Here is a 17,311-nt window from a genome sequence, read left to right as displayed (position 1 = left end):
ATATGAAAAAAAGAATATTAGCATCATCACTAATTACTGTAATATTTGCTTTAATAGTAGTAACATGTTCTTTTATTGCATTAGTGAATGTAAAGGAAATTGATAAGACAAAAGAATCATTAGAAATATATAATGATATAATTATTAAAAATAATAGTTTTGAAGATTTAAGTGAATTTACTATTAATAAATCAAAAGTTAGATTTACTATAGTAGATAAAATGGGAAAAGTACTAAGTGATACAGAAAATACTAATCTTGAAAATCATTTAGATAGAGAAGAAATAAGTGGAGCGTTTAAAAAAGGAAAAGCATCTTCTACTAGATATAGTAACACTCAGGGAATTAATGTGGTTTATTTTGCAACTAAAATTGATGATAATACTGTCCTTAGAGCTTCAGTGCCATTAAGTAATATAAGAGTTTTTACTGAAAACTATGTAAAATATTATTTTGTTATAATATTTTTTGTAATCTTATTATGTATTGGGTTATCCCTAAAATTAATAAGAGCAATTATTTATCCTGTTAAAGAATTAGAATTAGCAACTAATAAAATAGCAAATGGAGATTATAGTAGGCGAGTTAATATTCATACCAATGATGAAATTGGATCACTAGCCAACACCTTTAATAATATGGCGGATCAATTACAATCAAAGATTATAGATTCCATGGATAAACAAAATAAACTTGAAGCTATTTTAGAAAGTATGGAAAGTGGTGTAATTGCTGTAGACAATAAGCAAAAAGTAATGCTTATAAATCCATATGCTAAGAATTTATTTGGAATTAATAAAAATATTATTGGAGAAAATATCTCAGAGTACATAATTGATTATGATATAATATCTTTCATGAGAAATATACCGGAGATAGAAACTAAGGAAATAAAGCTTATGCATCCTATTCCAAGGGAACTTAGAATGAAAAAAGCTCCAATTATTAATTCTAAAAAGATACCTATAGGAGTGGTATTAACTGTTTTAGATATAACTGACATAAAGAGATTAGAAAACATAAGGAGTCAATTCGTAGCTAATGTATCCCATGAATTAAAAACTCCTTTGACCTCAATAAAAGGTTTTGCAGAAACTTTAAAATATGTAGAAGATAATAACACTAGAAATAAGTTTTTAGATATAATAGATAAGGAAACAGAAAGATTAACAAATTTAATTAATGATATATTAATTTTATCTAATATTGAAAATAGCAATAAAATGAAAGAAGAAGCTTTTAGCCCTTCAGAAGTAATAGAAGATGTTATTAATATTGTAGTAAATAGTATTAATAATAAAGAAGTAAAAATAAATTTTGATAATAGAGGAATTAAAGATCTAATCGGAGATAGGGATAAATTTTATCAAATGATATTAAATTTAGTTGAAAATGCTATAAAATACTCCAAGGATAAAGTTATAATTAATATTAAGACTTATGATAAAAGAAATTATGCATATATAGAAGTTGAAGATAATGGGATTGGTATTCCAAAAGAAGATTTACCAAGAATTTTTGAAAGATTTTATAGAGTGGATAAATCTCGTGCTAAAGGTGGCACTGGCTTAGGGTTAGCAATAGTTAAACATATTGTTAAGATGTTTAATGGAGAGATATTTGTAGATTCAATTGTTGATAAGGGAACAAAATTTATTATAAAAATAAGAAAAACAAAAAAACTAACAGATTTAAATATATAAATTAAGTATGCTTATTGCTTTATAGAAAATGCAATAAGCATATTTTTTTTGTTAAAACCTTTTAACATAATCATAACTTTTCTTAACCTCAAACTAATATTTGTTTAACTTTTAGGGATTAATATAAGTATGTAAAGAAAATTAATAAAAATAAATATTTAATTATTAATTTGGAGGAGAAATTTATGAAAAGAAAAAGTTTAAAACTTTTATGTACAGCTTTATTAGTAACAATGGTAGGAGGAGCTGTTGTTGGATGTGGTAATAAGGAATCAGATAATAATTCAGAGGGTAAAAGTGTTACAATATCAGTTTCTGGATCAACATCTGTTGGACCGTTAATGGGAAAATTAGCTGAAAAATTTGAGGCAGAAAATAGCAATGTATCAATAGAAATAAATGAAGTAGGATCATCAGCAGGAATTAAAGATGCAATAAATGGTGTATCAGAACTAGGAATGTCTTCAAGAGAATTAAAAACTGAAGAAGCAAGTGCTGTAAAAGCAACAACTATTGCTTATGATGGAATAGCAATAATAACTAATAAAAATAATCCTATAAAGAATATAACAATAGATCAAATTAAAGGAATCTATACTGGAAAAATAACAAATTGGAATCAAATTGAAGGTGGAAAAGATGCTCCAATAGTTGTGGTTTCAAGAGAAGAAGGATCTGGAACTAGAGATGCATTCCAAGAAATTGTAGGATATAAATCAGAAGAATTATTACAAGATGCTATGATAGCTAATGCAACAGGAGCTGTTAAAGAAACAGTAGCTGGAAATAATAATGCTATTGGATTTGTATCTTTTGAATACTTAGATGACAAAGTAAATATAGTAAATGTTGAAAATGTTGAGCCAAAGGCTGAATTAGTACAATCTGGAGAATATAAGATTTCAAGACCATTTATTTTAGTTAATAAGGCAGATGGATTAAGTGCAGAAGGGCAAAAGTTAATAGACTTTATTCTAAGTGATGAAGGTCAAACTTTAGTTAAGGACAACAAAGCAATTCCAGTTAAATAGCTGATTCATTAAGAATGCTCTTTGTGAGCATTCTTACTTTCATAGGAGAGGATAAGGATGTTAAAGGATAGAAGTAAAAATAAAAGTAAGTATGTTATAGAAAGTATTTCAAAAGGAGTATTTTTAGCAAGTGCTCTTATTGCAGTAATAAGTTTATTAATAATTATAGGTTTTGTATTTTACAAAGGTTTAACACCATTTATAAGCAAAGGATATTCATTTAGCGACTTTTTATTAGGTACTAAGTGGGTACCAAGTGCAGATCAGTATGGAATTATGCCAATGGTAGTTGCATCTATATTGGGCACCTTAGGTTCGTTAATAGTAGGAGTTCCAATAGGGATATTAACGGCTATATTCATAGCTGAAGTTGCACCAAAAAGAATAGGCAAAATTATTTCAGGTGCAGTTGAACTTTTAGCAGGTATTCCATCGGTATTATATGGTGTATTTGGTCTGGCAGTAATAGTTCCTTGGATTATGAATACTTTTAATTTACCTAAGGGACAAAGTCTTTTAGCAATTATTATAGTTTTATCAGTTATGATGCTGCCTACTATAGTTACAGTTTCAGAAACTGCAATAAGAGCAGTTCCTAAATCATACAAAGAAGGATCATTAGCTCTTGGTGCATCACATATAGAAACTACTTTTAAAGTAGTTGTTCCAGCAGCAAAATCAGGAATTTTAGCTGCAGTAGTATTAGGAATAGGAAGAGCTATAGGAGAAACTATGGCTATAATATTAGTGGCAGGAAACTCACCTGTAATTCCACAATCAATTATGAGTTCAGTAAGACCGCTTACTACTAATATAGCATTAGAAATGGGATATGCCTTTGGTACTCATCAAGAAATGTTATTTGCCACAGGTGTTATATTATTCTTATTCATATTGCTGTTAAACTTAGTATTAAGTAAACTTTCTAGTAAGGAAGGTAACTAATTATGAGAAAATTTAAAGAAAATATATTAAAATTATTATTATGGATTTCTGCAACAATTACTGTAGGAATGTTAATATTTATATTAGGATTTATATTTTCAAAGGGATATAAATTAATAAACATAGATTTTATAACTAAAAATTATTCTGCTTCAGGAGATGGCGGAATTTTACCAATGATTATTACAACTTTATATACGGTATTTATATCAATTATGGTAGCAACTCCTATAGGAGTGTTAGCAGCAATATATTTAACTGAATATGCTAAGCAAGGTAAAATGGTAAAAATTATTAGATTTGCTACAGAAAGTTTATCAGGTATTCCTTCCATAGTTTATGGACTATTTGGATCTATATTTTTTGTTGTAGCATTAAAATTTGGATATTCTATTCTTGCAGGATCTCTTACAGTTGCCATTATAATATTACCGGTAATCATAAGAACTACTGAGGAGGCACTAAAAGCTGTGCCACCTTCTTATAAAGAAGCTTCTTTAGGACTTGGTGCAACAAGGTTTCAAACTTTATACAAAGTTATAGTACCTAGTGCAATACCAGGAATATTAGTTGGTGTAATTTTATCTGTAGGACGTGTAATTGGAGAATCAGCTGCAATTTTATTAACAGCTGGAACTGTTGCAAAAATGCCAAAGGGAATAATGTCAAGTGCAAGAACATTAACTGTTCATTCTTATTTAGTAACTCAAGAGGCTGGCGATATAGAACAAGCAGCTGCAATAGGAATAGTTTTAATAGTAATAATATTAATTTTAAATTTATTAGCTAAATTAATTACTAAAAAGTTTAATAAGGCAAATTATTAATTTTTATAATACTAAGAGGTGTAAGTATGTCAAATGAAGATATGAAAAAAATTCAAGTAAGAAATTTGAATTTATATTATGGTGATAATCAAGCTTTAAAAAACATAAATATAGATTTAGAAGAACATAAGGTTACTGCTTTTATAGGTCCATCAGGTTGTGGGAAATCTACATTTTTAAGAACCTTAAATAGAATGAATGATCTAATAGATAGTGTAAAAATAGATGGAGAAATTCTAGTTGATGGAGAAGACATTTATAAAAGTAAAGATGTAATTGCTTTAAGAACAAAGGTAGGTATGGTATTTCAAAAACCAAATCCATTTCCTATGTCAATATATGATAATATAGCTTATGGACCTAGATTACATGGAATAAAAGACAAAAAGTCTTTAGATGAAATAGTAGAAAAAAGTTTAAAGGGTGCTGCGCTTTGGGATGAAGTTAAAGATAGACTTAAAAAGAGTGCTTTAGGATTATCAGGAGGTCAGCAACAAAGATTATGTATAGCTAGAACAATAGCAGTATCACCTGAAATAATATTAATGGATGAGCCAACTTCAGCATTAGATCCAATATCCACAAATAAAATGGAAGAGTTAATGGAGGAGTTAAAGAAAAAATATACAGTAATAATAGTAACTCACAATATGCAACAAGCAGGAAGAATTGCAGATAAAACAGCATTTTTCTTAAATGGAGAAATTATAGAATATGGAGATACAGAAGATATTTTCTATAAACCTAAAGATAAAAGAACAGAGGATTATATTACTGGAAGATTTGGCTAAAATTAAAATGAGGTGATTAAAATGATGAGAGAAGTAATGGAAGGCAAAATTAAATTGCTTAATTCAGAACTAATTGAAATGGCTAGTTTAGTTGAAAAACAAATATATGATAGTATGACTGCTTTGAAGAATCAAGATGTGGAATTATCAAAAAAAGTTATGAAAAACGATGATAAGGTAGATAACCTTCAAAAGGTAATTGAAGAAAAATGCATTAAATTTATGGCTACAGAGTCCCCACTTGCAAGAGATTTAAGAAGTATTTATACAACAACTAAAATAGTTACAGATTTAGAAAGAATGGCTGATTATGCAGTAGATATTTGTAAAATAGTTCCTAGAGTTAAAGGTGTAGATTTTTCAGAAGAAATAGCTCCAGTATGGGAGCTTGTAGATATAATTAATAATATGATAAAGTTGGCTATAGAAGCTTATGTTAATGGTGATGAAAAAGCAGCTTATGAAATTTGTGATATGGATGACAGAGTAGATGCAATTTATCAAGGCATGTTTGCAATAGTTTTAAAGAAGATGGGAAAAGATGAATCCATGATAAATCAAGGAACTCAAATACTTTTTGCATCTAAATATCTAGAAAGAATAGGGGACCATGTTACAAACATTTGCGAGTGGATTATATTTTCTAAAAAAGGTAATTACGTTGATTTAAATGAATAAATAACAAAGAACATCCTCGAATAAGGGGATGTTTTTTATTGACTATATAATATTAATAATGTAATATAACATCAAGTGATTATTAAAATTAGGCTAATTATGCTTAATATAAAAAACAATAAATTTTATGTATTAATTATAGAGTTTAACTTTTTATAAATATATTTAATAATTCAAAAGATAATATAGATATTGAGGTGAAAAAATGAAAAATTTAATTAAGAAAGTGGATGTAGGAAGCATTGCAGAGGAAGTGGGAATTGAAGTAAATGATGTACTTATTTCAATTAACGGGACTCCTATAGATGATATTATAGATTACAAGTTTTTAGCTGTTGATGAAGAAGTTCTTTTAGAAATTGAAAAGCCAGACGGAGAAATTTGGGAATATGAAATTGAAAAAGAGTACGGGGAAGATTTAGGTCTTGAATTCCAAGGTGGAATAATGGATAAGGCTAAGAGTTGTTCAAATAAGTGTATGTTTTGCTTTATAGACCAACTTCCTAAGGGAATGAGAAATACATTATATTTCAAAGATGATGATTCAAGATTATCATTCTTGCAAGGAAATTTTGTTACTTTAACTAATATGAAGGATGAAGATATTGATAGAATAATTAGATATAAAATTAGCCCTATTAATATTTCGGTACATACTACTAATCCTGAACTTAGAGTAAAAATGCTAAAAAATAGATTTGCTGGATCTATAATGGAAAGGCTTAGAAAATTAAGAGATGCAGAAATTGAAATGCATGCTCAAGTAGTTTGTATACCTAATGTAAATAATGGTGAGGAATTAAGAAAAACTGTAATTGATTTATATGAACTTCAGCCATATATAAAAAATGTTGCTGTAGTACCAGTAGGGGTAACTAAGTTTAGAGAAAACTTACCTAAATTAGATACATTTACAAAAGAATCAGCAGAAAATGAAATTATGATGATTAAGGATTTACAAAAGAAATTTATTGAAGAAACAGGCGCACCATTTGTAAGATTATCAGATGAATTTTATATAACAGCTGGTTTAGATGTTCCAGAAGAAGAATTTTATTCAGAGTATGAGCAGCTAGAAGATGGCGTAGGAATGATAAGATATTATAGAGAAGTTGTTAAGAGGTCTTTAGAGTTTTTAGAGAAGGATGTTAAAGGAAGCTTTTCTATGGTAACAGGAGAATTAGCATATAATGAAATAAAGAAGTCAGCAGATCTTATAATGGAGCATAATCCTAATATTAGAATAGATGTCTATAAGGTTATAAATAACTTCTTTGGAAATACTATAACAGTAGCAGGACTTTTAACTGGAACTGATATAATAGATCAATTAAAGGGAAAAATAAAAACAGATTATTTAATTATGCCGAGCAACATGTTTAGAAAAGGATATGAATTAGCACCGGCTGACATGGTTATGTTAGATGATTTAAAAATTGATGATATAGAAAATGCTTTAAATGTTAAGGTTGTAGTTTGTGATTATACAGGTGATGACCTTATTGACTTAATAAATGCAAATTGTAAGGAGGACTAATAATGGGAAAACCAATAGTTGCAATAGTTGGAAGACCAAATGTAGGTAAATCTACTTTATTCAATAAATTAGCAGGACAGAGGATATCTATAGTACAAGATACTCCTGGAGTAACTAGAGATAGAGTATATGCTCAAGCTGAATGGCTAAATTATAATTTTACAATGATTGATACAGGTGGTATTGAACCAGAAAGAGAAGATATAATAGTTAAGCAAATGAGAAGGCAAGCTAATATTGCTATTGAAACAGCTGATGTAATAGTGTTTGTAGTTGATGGTAAAGAGGGATTAACTCCTGCAGATCATGAAGTTGCAAGTATGCTTAGAAAAAGCAAAAAGGAAGTAGTATTAGTAGTAAATAAAGTAGACTCTTTAAAGGATGAGGATAATGCTTGGGAATTTTATAATTTAGGAATAGGAGATCCAATAACTATTTCAGCATCTCAAGGTCTTGGTCTTGGAGATATGCTAGATAGAGTAACTGAAAACTTTGATAAGTTTAATGAAGAAGAGGAAGAAGATGAGTATATAAGAATAGCTATGATAGGAAAGCCTAACGTAGGAAAATCTTCTTTAATTAATAGACTATTAGGTGAAGATAGATTAATTGTATCTAATATACCAGGAACTACAAGAGACTCAATAGATAGTACTTTAGAAAGTGATTTAGGGAAGTTTATTTTAGTAGATACAGCTGGGCTTAGAAGAAAAAGCAAAGTTAAAGAGGAAATAGAAAGATACTCTGTAATAAGAACTTATGCTGCAATTGAAAGAGCAGATGTATGCATACTTATGATAGATGCTACTGAAGGTGTAACAGAGCAAGATGAAAAAATCATAGGATATGCTCATGAAATGAACAAAGCTATAATGGTTATAGTTAATAAGTGGGATTTAATAGAAAAAGATGACAAGACTATGCAAAGATATAAAGAAGATTTAGAAATGAAACTAAAATTCTTAAAATATGCTAAATATTTATTTATATCTGCAAAAACAGGTCAAAGAACTCATAAGGTTTTAGAAATTGCAAAAGAATGTTATGACAATTACTCTAAGAGAGTTCCAACAGGAATATTAAATGAAGTTATAAATAAAGCAGTACTTATGAAAGAGCCTCCAATAGTTGGGCTTAAGAGATTAAAAATTTACTATGCTACACAAGTAGCAACAAAACCACCTAAGTTTGTTTTCTTTGTTAATGATTCAAATGCAAGACACTTCTCTTATGAAAGATATATTGAAAATCAATTAAGAGATAGTTTTGATTTTAGTGGTACTGGTATTCAAATAGAATATAGGGAAAGGAAGGAATAGTTATGAGTAATGTGGCTTTTTTAGGAGGAGGTAGTTTTGGAACTGCCTTAGGTATCTTATTAGCTAATAAGGGATATAAAGTTAACATATATGATAGAGATAAAAATGTAGTTGACGATATAAACATTAATAGAAAAAATGATAAGTATATTAAGGAATTAAATATACCTAAAAATGTCACTGCCTATAATAATCTTGAAGAAACATTAAAAGATTCTAAATTTGTAGTTTTAGCTGTACCATCACATGTAATAAGAAGTGTTTCAAGATCTTTAAAAGGTAAGGTAGATAATGATGCTATTATTATAAGTATAGCAAAAGGGATTGAAGAAGGAACTAATTTAAGATTATCAGAAGTTATAGAAGAAGAATTACCTAATAATAAAGTTGTTATATTATCTGGACCAAGTCATGCGGAGGAAGTAGCATTTGATATTCCAACAACTGTTGTTGTTTCATCTAAAGATGAAGAAGCAGAAGATAAAGTTCAAGAGTTATTTATCACTAAGAATTTTAGAGTTTATACTAATAATGACCTAGTTGGGGTTGAAATTGGTGGTGCAGTAAAAAATATTATTGCACTAGCAGCTGGTGTATGTGATGGAATAGGATATGGTGATAATTCTAAGGCTGCACTTATGACAAGAGGTATGGCTGAAATAGTTAGAGTAGGATTAAAGCTTGGTGGTAATTCTGAAACATTTCTTGGATTAACTGGTATGGGAGACTTAATAGTTACTTGTACGAGTCTTCATTCTAGAAATAGAAGAGCTGGATATTTAATAGGTCAAGGTAAGTCTACTGAAGAAGCGATAAAAGACGTAGGAATGGTCGTTGAAGGTATTAAAGCATGTAGAGCATTTTATGAGTTAAAAGAAAAGCTTGGTGTAGAAATGCCAATTACTGATGTTTTATATAAAATTCTATTTGAAAACAAGGATCCTAAAGAGGCTGTTGTTGCACTTATGGAAAGAGAAAGAAAAAGTGAAATATATTATTAGGTTATAGGAGAAAAGCAATATTGTTTTTCTCCTTTTTATATTTTAAAAATTTAGTGTTAGAGGGGGGGGGATTCCAGGTGGATTAAAGATATGAGTATGGGAAAAAATTCCATGTCATATAATGGGGATTTGGCCTGGCAATGTCTTCAATATTAGAAGGATGACATTCAAAATGAATGAAATACATAGTTTGTCACATTTTTATGAAGAATTATCATTAGAAGTAGTACGTATTAAATTCTTTTATGCCTTTCACATATTCAGTACAAGCGTTAAGAGAAGTTATATCATGATAGTTTTATTTTGTATTCTCTCATTATAAAGAATTAAAAAATTTAAAAAGTTGTATATTTTTTCAGCTTTTAGAATATATATATAGTGTTAAAAATAAATAGGAGGGTACACCGTGGACAGCTTTAATATATATAAGGATATAGCTGAAAGAACACAGGGGGACATATATGTAGGTGTTGTTGGTCCTGTTAGAACTGGAAAGTCAACATTTATCAAAAAGTTTATGGACCTTATGGTAATACCAAAGATTGATAATAATTATAAGAAGGAAAGAGCTAAGGATGAACTTCCTCAAAGTGGTTCAGGAAAAAGTATTCACACAACAGAACCCAAATTTGTTCCTAATGAGGCTGTTGAAATTACAATCGATGAAGAAATAAAATTTAAAGTTAGAATGGTAGATTGCGTTGGCTATATCGTAAAAGCTGCTGTAGGTTATATGGATGGTGAAGAAGCAAAAATGGTAAATACACCATGGTATGAATACGAAATACCATTTGAAGATGCAGCTGAAATTGGAACAAGGAAGGTTATTACAGATCATTCTACTATAGGTCTTGTAGTTACAACAGATGGAAGTATAACAGGAATAGAAAGAGATGAGTACTTAGAAGCAGAGGAGAGAGTAATAGATGAATTAAAGGCAATAAATAAGCCTTTTATAGTTGTACTTAATACAAAACATATAAATTCTCCTGAGACAAGAGCTTTAAAAAAGGAAATTGAAGATAAATATGATGTTGCAGTTCAAGTTATGGATGTAGCTAATATGAATGAGGAAGATGTAGAAGATATTTTTAAGCATGTACTTAAAGAGTTTCCAGTTAAGGAAATAGAGATTGATATGCCATCTTGGGTAGAAAAACTAGAACCAGAAAATTGGCTTAAAAAAGATTTCTTTAATATCGTTAAAGGAATGTGTGAAAATATAAATAGAATTAGAGATATAAAGTCTACAGTAAATCTTCTTAAGGATAAGGAAAATCTAGCACCAATAGAGATGAATTCTGTAAATTTAGGTGAAGGAAAAGCTAATATTAAATTAAAACCTAAAGACGGAATATTCTATAATATATTAAGTGAAATATGCGATTTAGATGTAAAGAGTGAAAGTGATTTATTATCATTAATTAAAGAACTTAATTTTGCTAAAAAAGAATATGACAAAGTTAAAGATGCTTTAGTAGATGTTAGAGAAACTGGATATGGACTAGTACCTCCTCAACTTTCAGAAATGAAATTTGAAGAGCCTGAAATGGTTAAACAAGGTAATAGATTTGGTGTAAAATTAAAGGCATCAGCTCCGTCCTTACATTTTATAAAAGCAAATATTAAAACTGAAATTAGTCCTATTATGGGATCTGAAAAAGAAAGTGAAGAACTTGTAAAATCTTTAATGGAGCAATTTGAAAAAGATCCTGCATCCTTATGGCAAAGTAATATGTTTGGCAAGCCTTTAGAAGTATTAATTAGAGAAGGTCTACAAAACAAGTTATATAAAATGCCTGAAGATGTACAAGTAAAAATACAAAGAACTTTACAAAAGATAATTAACGAAGGTAGTGGAGGATTAATTTGTATAATACTATAAAAAATAAAAAAGCTGCTTTAGAGTAGCTTTTTTATTTTTTATGAAATTTATTTATAGCAATTGTATAGTATATATAAAAGGTCTTTTAAAAGCTAATATACACTATATAGAATTGAGGGGTATTATGGAAAAAAGATTTTGTACCTATAAGAGAGTTGGATATTTTAAGGATAGATTGGCTGAAAACTTAGGGGTGAAATTTACAGGTACCATTTATGCTTCCCCAGGGGTAATTAAGCATATTAAAAAAAGGCATGGGAAACATTTAGGGAAAAAAGTAATTAAGAATATTATAGAGTATATGAGAGAAATTTTAGAAAAACCAGATTATATAGGCGTATATAAGCTAACAGATAGAGAAATCCATATAGAACTTATAAAAAAAGATGACATTAATATCTTAATAGGAATAGATATTAATTATAAAAGTGATTATATATATGTCTCTACAATGTATCCAATAACTAATGGAAAGATAAATAGTAAACTTTATAGTGGTAAAATAATTAAATGCAATTAACAAATAGAAGTTGAAAGATTATAATGATAAATATATAATGTATTTGATAGATATGATAATTTTATTGTTGAGGTGAGAAATGGCTCCTCACGCGCTGAAGTTTCAGTAAAAAGAGATGTAGGATACGCCGACCTACCAACAATAATAAAAATTGAGTTTTAAACTTTTGGGAAACCAAGAGTTTTTATTTTGTTAAAGAGTATATTATATTTGGATTATTTATTAAACTTTAGGAGGAAAATATGAAGAAAGTAGCAGTTGTATTTAATGGTGGAACAATATCTATGAAGGTTGATGAAAGAATTAAGGCAGCAGTTCCAAGTTTGACAGGGGAAGAAATAATGTCCATGGTAACTGGGATAGAGAATTATGCTGATATAGAGTCTTATAGTTTTTCTAGTAAACCTTCACCTCATATGACAATAGAAAATATGTTAGAACTTAGTAAATTTATTAAAAATCTAGTTGATAGAGAAGATATTGATGGGGTAGTTTTAACTCACGGAACAGATACATTAGAGGAAACGGCATATTTTTTAGACTTAACAATAGATACTGAAAAAGTAATAGTAGTAACAGGGGCTATGAGGAGTAGTTCAGAACTTGGGTACGATGGTCCATTTAATTTAGCTACTTCTATTTGTACTGCAATATCAGAAGATGCGAGAGGAAGAGGAGTATTAGTTTGTTTCAATGGAGAACTAAATTCAGCAGCAGAGGTTACTAAAGTAAATTCTATGGCTCTTAATGCTTTTAAAACACCGAATTTTGGACCAATAGGAATAGTTGATAATAATAAGGTATTATTTTATAGAAATACTATTAAGCATAGAGTTTATCACGTTGAAAATATAAGAGAAGATGTTGCTTTAATAAAATGCGTTGCTGGGATGGGTTCGGATTTTATTGATTTTGTAATAGATAAAGGGTATAAGGGAATAGTTATTGAAGCACTTGGAAGAGGGAATGTTCCACCAGAAATGGTAAAAGGAATAAAGAAAGCTTTAAATAATAATATACCAGTTGTAGTTGTATCAAGATGTTTTGAAGGAAGGGTTCATGAATCTTATGGTTATGAAGGTGGAGGAAAGATGCTTAAGGATTTAGGTGTTTTTTTTGAAGAAAGTATGCCGGGACAAAAAGCTAGAATAAAGTTAATAGTAGCATTATCAAGTGAAAAGGCAATAGATATAGAAGAATCTTTTAAGAAAAATACGAATTTAAATATGAATTAGTACATATTTATACGGTTTAGGTTGACAATTATATGGGTAAAATATATAATAATATTCGTACAATGATAACTCATATAAAGTTGACAATAAGGGTCAAAAGTTTCTACCAAGATGCCGTAAATATCTTGACTATGAGTTAAATGCTTAAGTATTATAGGTTTTACTTTGGCATTTAGCAAAAAGCCCTTAAGTGATAAATAAACTTAAGGGCTTTTGAGCGTATAAAAATATTAGGAGGATGGAGAAATGGAAAGCTCATCAAAAAAACAGGGTTTATTACCTATACTATCAAATAAGAATGTGAACATAAAAAGAGAAATAGTAGCAGGTGTTACTACATTCTTAACTATGGCATATATAGTTGCTGTAAATCCCAATATATTATCAGCTACAGGAATGCCAGCAGGTGCACTTGTTACATCTACATGCTTAGCAGCAGCAATAGCATGTATATTAATGGGATTATTTGCTAATTTACCATTTGCACTAGCATCAGGAATGGGACTTAATGCCTTTTTTGCTTTTTCAGTTGTAATTGGAATGGGAATTTCATGGGAAATGGCATTAACTGCAGTATTTGTTGAAGGTATTATATTTATATTTTTATCATTATTTAAAGTAAGAGAAGCAGTTGTAAACTCCATTCCTATGACTATGAAGCATGCTGTTACAGCGGGGATTGGAATATTTATTGCTTTTATAGGAATGGTTGGATCAGGATTAGTAATAAATGATGATGCTACATTAGTAAAAATGGGAGAGTTTTCTCCAACAGTAATTATTGCTTTAATTGGAATTATTATCATAGCTGTTCTAGATAAGAAAAAAGTAAAAGGATCAATTTTATTCGGAATTTTAACTAGTACATTATTAGCATGGGGTTATGCACTTATTAGTCCAGAAGCTGCAGCTAATCTTGGAATTTATTTACCAGAAGGTATATTTAAATTTGAAAGCATAGCACCAATAGCAGGGAAATTAGATTTTACTCACTTCTTTACTGTAGAAGGTGCAGGTAAATTAATAGTTGTTGTTTGCACTTTCTTGTTCGTAGACTTTTTTGATACAGTGGGAACTTTAGTAGGTGTGGCATCAAGAGCAAATATGTTAGATGAAAATGGAAATGTTCCTAATGCTGGGAGAGCCTTATTAGTAGATGCTGTTTCAACTACTTTAGGAGCTGTATTAGGAGTATCAACTGTTACAACATATGTTGAGAGTTCAACAGGAGTTGCTGCAGGGGGAAGAACTGGTTATACAGCTATTACAACAGGAATATTATTTTTAGTAGCAATGTTCTTTTCTCCAATATTTATAGCAATTCCATCATGTGCTACTGCACCAGCTTTAATATATGTAGGATATTTAATGCTTGGAGCTGTAAAATATATTGATTTTGATAATATTACAGAAGGTGTTCCAGCTTTCTTAACTATCTCAGGAATGGCTTTGACTTATAGTATAGGAGATGGATTAACAATAGGAATATTATCATATGTTATTATAAACTTAGTTCATAATTTGTTCTGTAAGAATAAAGAAGAAAAAACAAAAGTTTCAGTAGTAATGATAATATTAGCTATAGTATTTATAATTAAATTAGCATTAATATAATTAATGCTAATTATATAATAGTAAGAGGTGACCCTCTTATATTGTAAATACAAAAAAAGTTGTAACTTTAAATAGTTACAACTTTTTTGTTAAAATGTTAATAAATTGTGAACAAATCATTGACATTGATCTTTATTATAAATTATATTAAATATGTTCAATAAATATATATTAGAAATTATTTTTATATTTTTATAAAAATCTTTGGAGGCATATATGGTTAAAAGTATGACTAGCTTTGGTAGAGCTAGTAATGATGAAGGAAGTAAGCACTTATTTTCTGTTGAAATGAAAAGTGTAAATAGTAGGTATTTAGATGTAAATGTAAGAATGCCTAAAAGTATTATTTCTTTAGAAGAAGAAATAAGAAAGCTAGTTAATTCAAAACTTTCAAGAGGTAAAGTAGATATATTTATAAATCAAAAGAGCTATTCTCAAGGTGAAGGTGTTGCTAAATTAAATTTTAAGCTAGCAGAAAGTTACTTTAATTGCTTAAAAGAAATAGAGGAAAAACTTCAATTGAAAAATGACGTTACAGTAACACAAATAGCAAGATTTCCAGATGTAATTGATATTGTTGAAGAAGAAGATTCAGTTGAAGAAATTTGGTTATCAATTAAACCACTTATTATTTCGTCCTTAGAAATGATGGAAAATATGAGAACAATAGAAGGCGAAAAACTTAAAGAAGATATTTTACTTAAGTTAGTTGAAATTGAGAATATAGTTTTAAATATAGAAAGAATATCGTATACTGTACCTAATGCATATAAGAAAAAGCTAGAGTTAAGACTAAAAGAATTGTTAGATGGAGTTGAAGTAGATGAAAGTAGAATTGCTCAAGAAGTTGCAATTATTGCTGATAAATCTGCCGTAGATGAGGAGATAACAAGACTAAAAAGTCATTTAAATCAAATGAGAATTACATTTGAAGAAGGTGGCCAAATAGGAAGAAAACTTGACTTTATTATTCAAGAAATGAACAGAGAAGCTAATACAATAGCTTCAAAATCAAGTGATATGGATATGACTAATTATGTCATTAACATAAAAAATTTAATAGAAAAAATAAGAGAACAAGTGCAAAATATAGAATAATTAGGAGGAAAGTAATGGGAATAAAATTGATTAACATTGGATTTGGAAATATAGTTTCGGCTAATAGGCTTGTAGCTATAGTAAGTCCAGAATCGGCACCTATTAAGAGAATAATACAAGAAGCTAGAGATAGGGGTATGCTTATTGATGCTACTTATGGAAGAAGAACAAGAGCAGTAATTATAACAGATAGCGATCATGTTATTTTATCAGCAGTTCAACCAGAAACAGTTGCACATAGATTAGTAGTAAAAGATGAAACAGTAGATGAGGTTGATGAATAATGCATAGTAATAGAGGTGTCTTAATAGTTATCTCCGGCCCTTCTGGAGCTGGAAAGGGAACTATTTGCAAAGCTTTATTAGAAAAGCATGATAATATTTATATTTCTGTTTCTGCCACTACTAGATCTCCAAGAGAAGGGGAAATAGAAGGTGTAAATTATTACTTTTTAACTAAAGAAGCTTTTGAAGAAAAAGTTAAGGAAAATGGTTTTATAGAATATGCAAATGTACATGGCAATTTTTATGGAACTCCTAAGGTTAACGTTGAAAAGATGCTAGAAGAAGGTAAGGATGTTATTCTAGAAATTGATATTCAAGGGGCATTACAAGTTAAGGAAAACTTTAAGGAAGGTGTATTCATATTCATTCTTCCTCCATCAATGGAAGAATTAAAGAAAAGAATAATTAATAGAGGAAGTGAAACAGAAGAATCCTTAATGACTAGATTTAAAAATGCATATAAGGAAATTAATTATGTTTCAAAATATAACTATGCTGTAGTTAATGATACTTTAGAGTTAGCTGTAGCAAAGGTAGAATCAATTATAGCAGCAGAAAAATGCAGAGTTGATAGAATAAAAGAAAATACAATTTTAGATTCTAAGGAGGGCTTAATTCATGAACAACTCTATGATTAATCCATCAATTATGGATTTACTTCAAAAGGTAGATGATAGATATTCACTAGTAATAGTAACTTCAAAAAGAGCTAGACAATTAATAGATGGTAGTGAACCATTAGTAGCAACAAAATCGAAAAAACCACTTACTATAGCTATAAATGAAGTAAATGAAGGTGAAGTGGGTTATGAATCTACAGTAACAAAAGAAGGTTCAAAATAA

General features: G+C 29.1%; 17 protein-coding genes and 1 riboswitch. All 17 genes read left to right on the top strand.

The window, feature by feature from the left end; genetic code table 11:
* The first annotated feature begins 2 nt into the window (after nt 1-2).
* The 17 genes from BN6774_RS11895 to rpoZ all read left to right on the top strand — a co-directional run bounded on the left by BN6774_RS11895 (nt 3) and on the right by rpoZ (nt 17,311).
* Nucleotides 3-1,703, top strand: a complete 1,701-nt coding sequence (locus BN6774_RS11895) for a sensor histidine kinase (protein ID WP_066893941.1) — start codon at nt 3-5, stop codon at nt 1,701-1,703.
* 185 nt (nt 1,704-1,888) lie between these two features.
* On the top strand, nt 1,889-2,734 hold the full coding sequence (locus BN6774_RS11890; RefSeq protein WP_066893938.1) for a phosphate ABC transporter substrate-binding protein: 846 nt from the start codon (nt 1,889-1,891) through the stop codon (nt 2,732-2,734).
* A 57-nt stretch (nt 2,735-2,791) separates the two neighbouring features.
* A complete protein-coding gene (gene pstC / locus BN6774_RS11885) occupies nt 2,792-3,679 on the top strand; it encodes a phosphate ABC transporter permease subunit PstC (RefSeq protein WP_066893935.1) in 888 nt (295 codons plus the stop codon).
* 2 nt (nt 3,680-3,681) lie between these two features.
* The gene (gene pstA / locus BN6774_RS11880) at nt 3,682-4,506 is read left to right on the top strand and encodes a phosphate ABC transporter permease PstA (protein ID WP_066893932.1); all 825 of its coding nucleotides are present in this window, start codon (nt 3,682-3,684) and stop codon (nt 4,504-4,506) included.
* 41 nt (nt 4,507-4,547) lie between these two features.
* Entirely contained in the window at nt 4,548-5,297 is a 750-nt protein-coding gene (gene pstB, locus BN6774_RS11875; protein ID WP_066896637.1) for a phosphate ABC transporter ATP-binding protein PstB, read from the top strand.
* Nucleotides 5,298-5,318: 21 nt separating this feature from the next.
* A complete protein-coding gene (gene phoU / locus BN6774_RS11870) occupies nt 5,319-5,975 on the top strand; it encodes a phosphate signaling complex protein PhoU (RefSeq protein WP_066893929.1) in 657 nt (218 codons plus the stop codon).
* A 205-nt stretch (nt 5,976-6,180) separates the two neighbouring features.
* Entirely contained in the window at nt 6,181-7,512 is a 1,332-nt protein-coding gene (locus BN6774_RS11865) for a DUF512 domain-containing protein (protein ID WP_066893926.1), read from the top strand.
* A 2-nt stretch (nt 7,513-7,514) separates the two neighbouring features.
* On the top strand, nt 7,515-8,831 hold the full coding sequence (gene der, locus BN6774_RS11860; protein ID WP_066893923.1) for a ribosome biogenesis GTPase Der: 1,317 nt from the start codon (nt 7,515-7,517) through the stop codon (nt 8,829-8,831).
* A 2-nt stretch (nt 8,832-8,833) separates the two neighbouring features.
* Complete coding sequence (locus tag BN6774_RS11855; RefSeq protein WP_066893920.1) at nt 8,834-9,832, top strand: NAD(P)H-dependent glycerol-3-phosphate dehydrogenase; 999 nt, start codon at nt 8,834-8,836, stop codon at nt 9,830-9,832.
* A gap of 406 nt (nt 9,833-10,238) precedes the next feature.
* Complete coding sequence (gene spoIVA / locus BN6774_RS11850) at nt 10,239-11,717, top strand: stage IV sporulation protein A (protein WP_066893917.1); 1,479 nt, start codon at nt 10,239-10,241, stop codon at nt 11,715-11,717.
* A gap of 124 nt (nt 11,718-11,841) precedes the next feature.
* On the top strand, nt 11,842-12,237 hold the full coding sequence (locus BN6774_RS11845; protein ID WP_066893914.1) for a PBECR3 domain-containing polyvalent protein: 396 nt from the start codon (nt 11,842-11,844) through the stop codon (nt 12,235-12,237).
* A gap of 242 nt (nt 12,238-12,479) precedes the next feature.
* A complete protein-coding gene (locus tag BN6774_RS11840) occupies nt 12,480-13,472 on the top strand; it encodes an asparaginase (protein WP_066893911.1) in 993 nt (330 codons plus the stop codon).
* Nucleotides 13,473-13,522: 50 nt separating this feature from the next.
* A riboswitch (purine riboswitch) is annotated at nt 13,523-13,624 on the top strand.
* A gap of 94 nt (nt 13,625-13,718) precedes the next feature.
* Nucleotides 13,719-15,086, top strand: coding sequence for an NCS2 family permease (locus BN6774_RS11835; RefSeq protein WP_066893908.1), 1,368 nt, complete (start codon nt 13,719-13,721; stop codon nt 15,084-15,086).
* Nucleotides 15,087-15,302: 216 nt separating this feature from the next.
* Entirely contained in the window at nt 15,303-16,184 is an 882-nt protein-coding gene (locus BN6774_RS11830; RefSeq protein ID WP_066893905.1) for a YicC/YloC family endoribonuclease, read from the top strand.
* A gap of 14 nt (nt 16,185-16,198) precedes the next feature.
* The gene (remA, locus tag BN6774_RS11825) at nt 16,199-16,468 is read left to right on the top strand and encodes an extracellular matrix/biofilm regulator RemA (protein ID WP_066893902.1); all 270 of its coding nucleotides are present in this window, start codon (nt 16,199-16,201) and stop codon (nt 16,466-16,468) included.
* A complete protein-coding gene (gene gmk, locus BN6774_RS11820) occupies nt 16,468-17,106 on the top strand; it encodes a guanylate kinase (RefSeq protein ID WP_066893899.1) in 639 nt (212 codons plus the stop codon). The genes remA and gmk overlap by 1 nt, the downstream gene beginning before the upstream one ends.
* On the top strand, nt 17,087-17,311 hold the full coding sequence (gene rpoZ / locus BN6774_RS11815) for a DNA-directed RNA polymerase subunit omega (protein WP_066893896.1): 225 nt from the start codon (nt 17,087-17,089) through the stop codon (nt 17,309-17,311). The genes gmk and rpoZ overlap by 20 nt, the downstream gene beginning before the upstream one ends.

This window comes from Clostridium nigeriense, assembly GCF_900086595.1.
Taxonomy (GTDB): domain Bacteria; phylum Bacillota; class Clostridia; order Clostridiales; family Clostridiaceae; genus Clostridium; species Clostridium nigeriense.
Note: the sequence above shows the minus strand (reverse complement) of the source record. Positions and strands in the feature narration are given on the sequence as shown.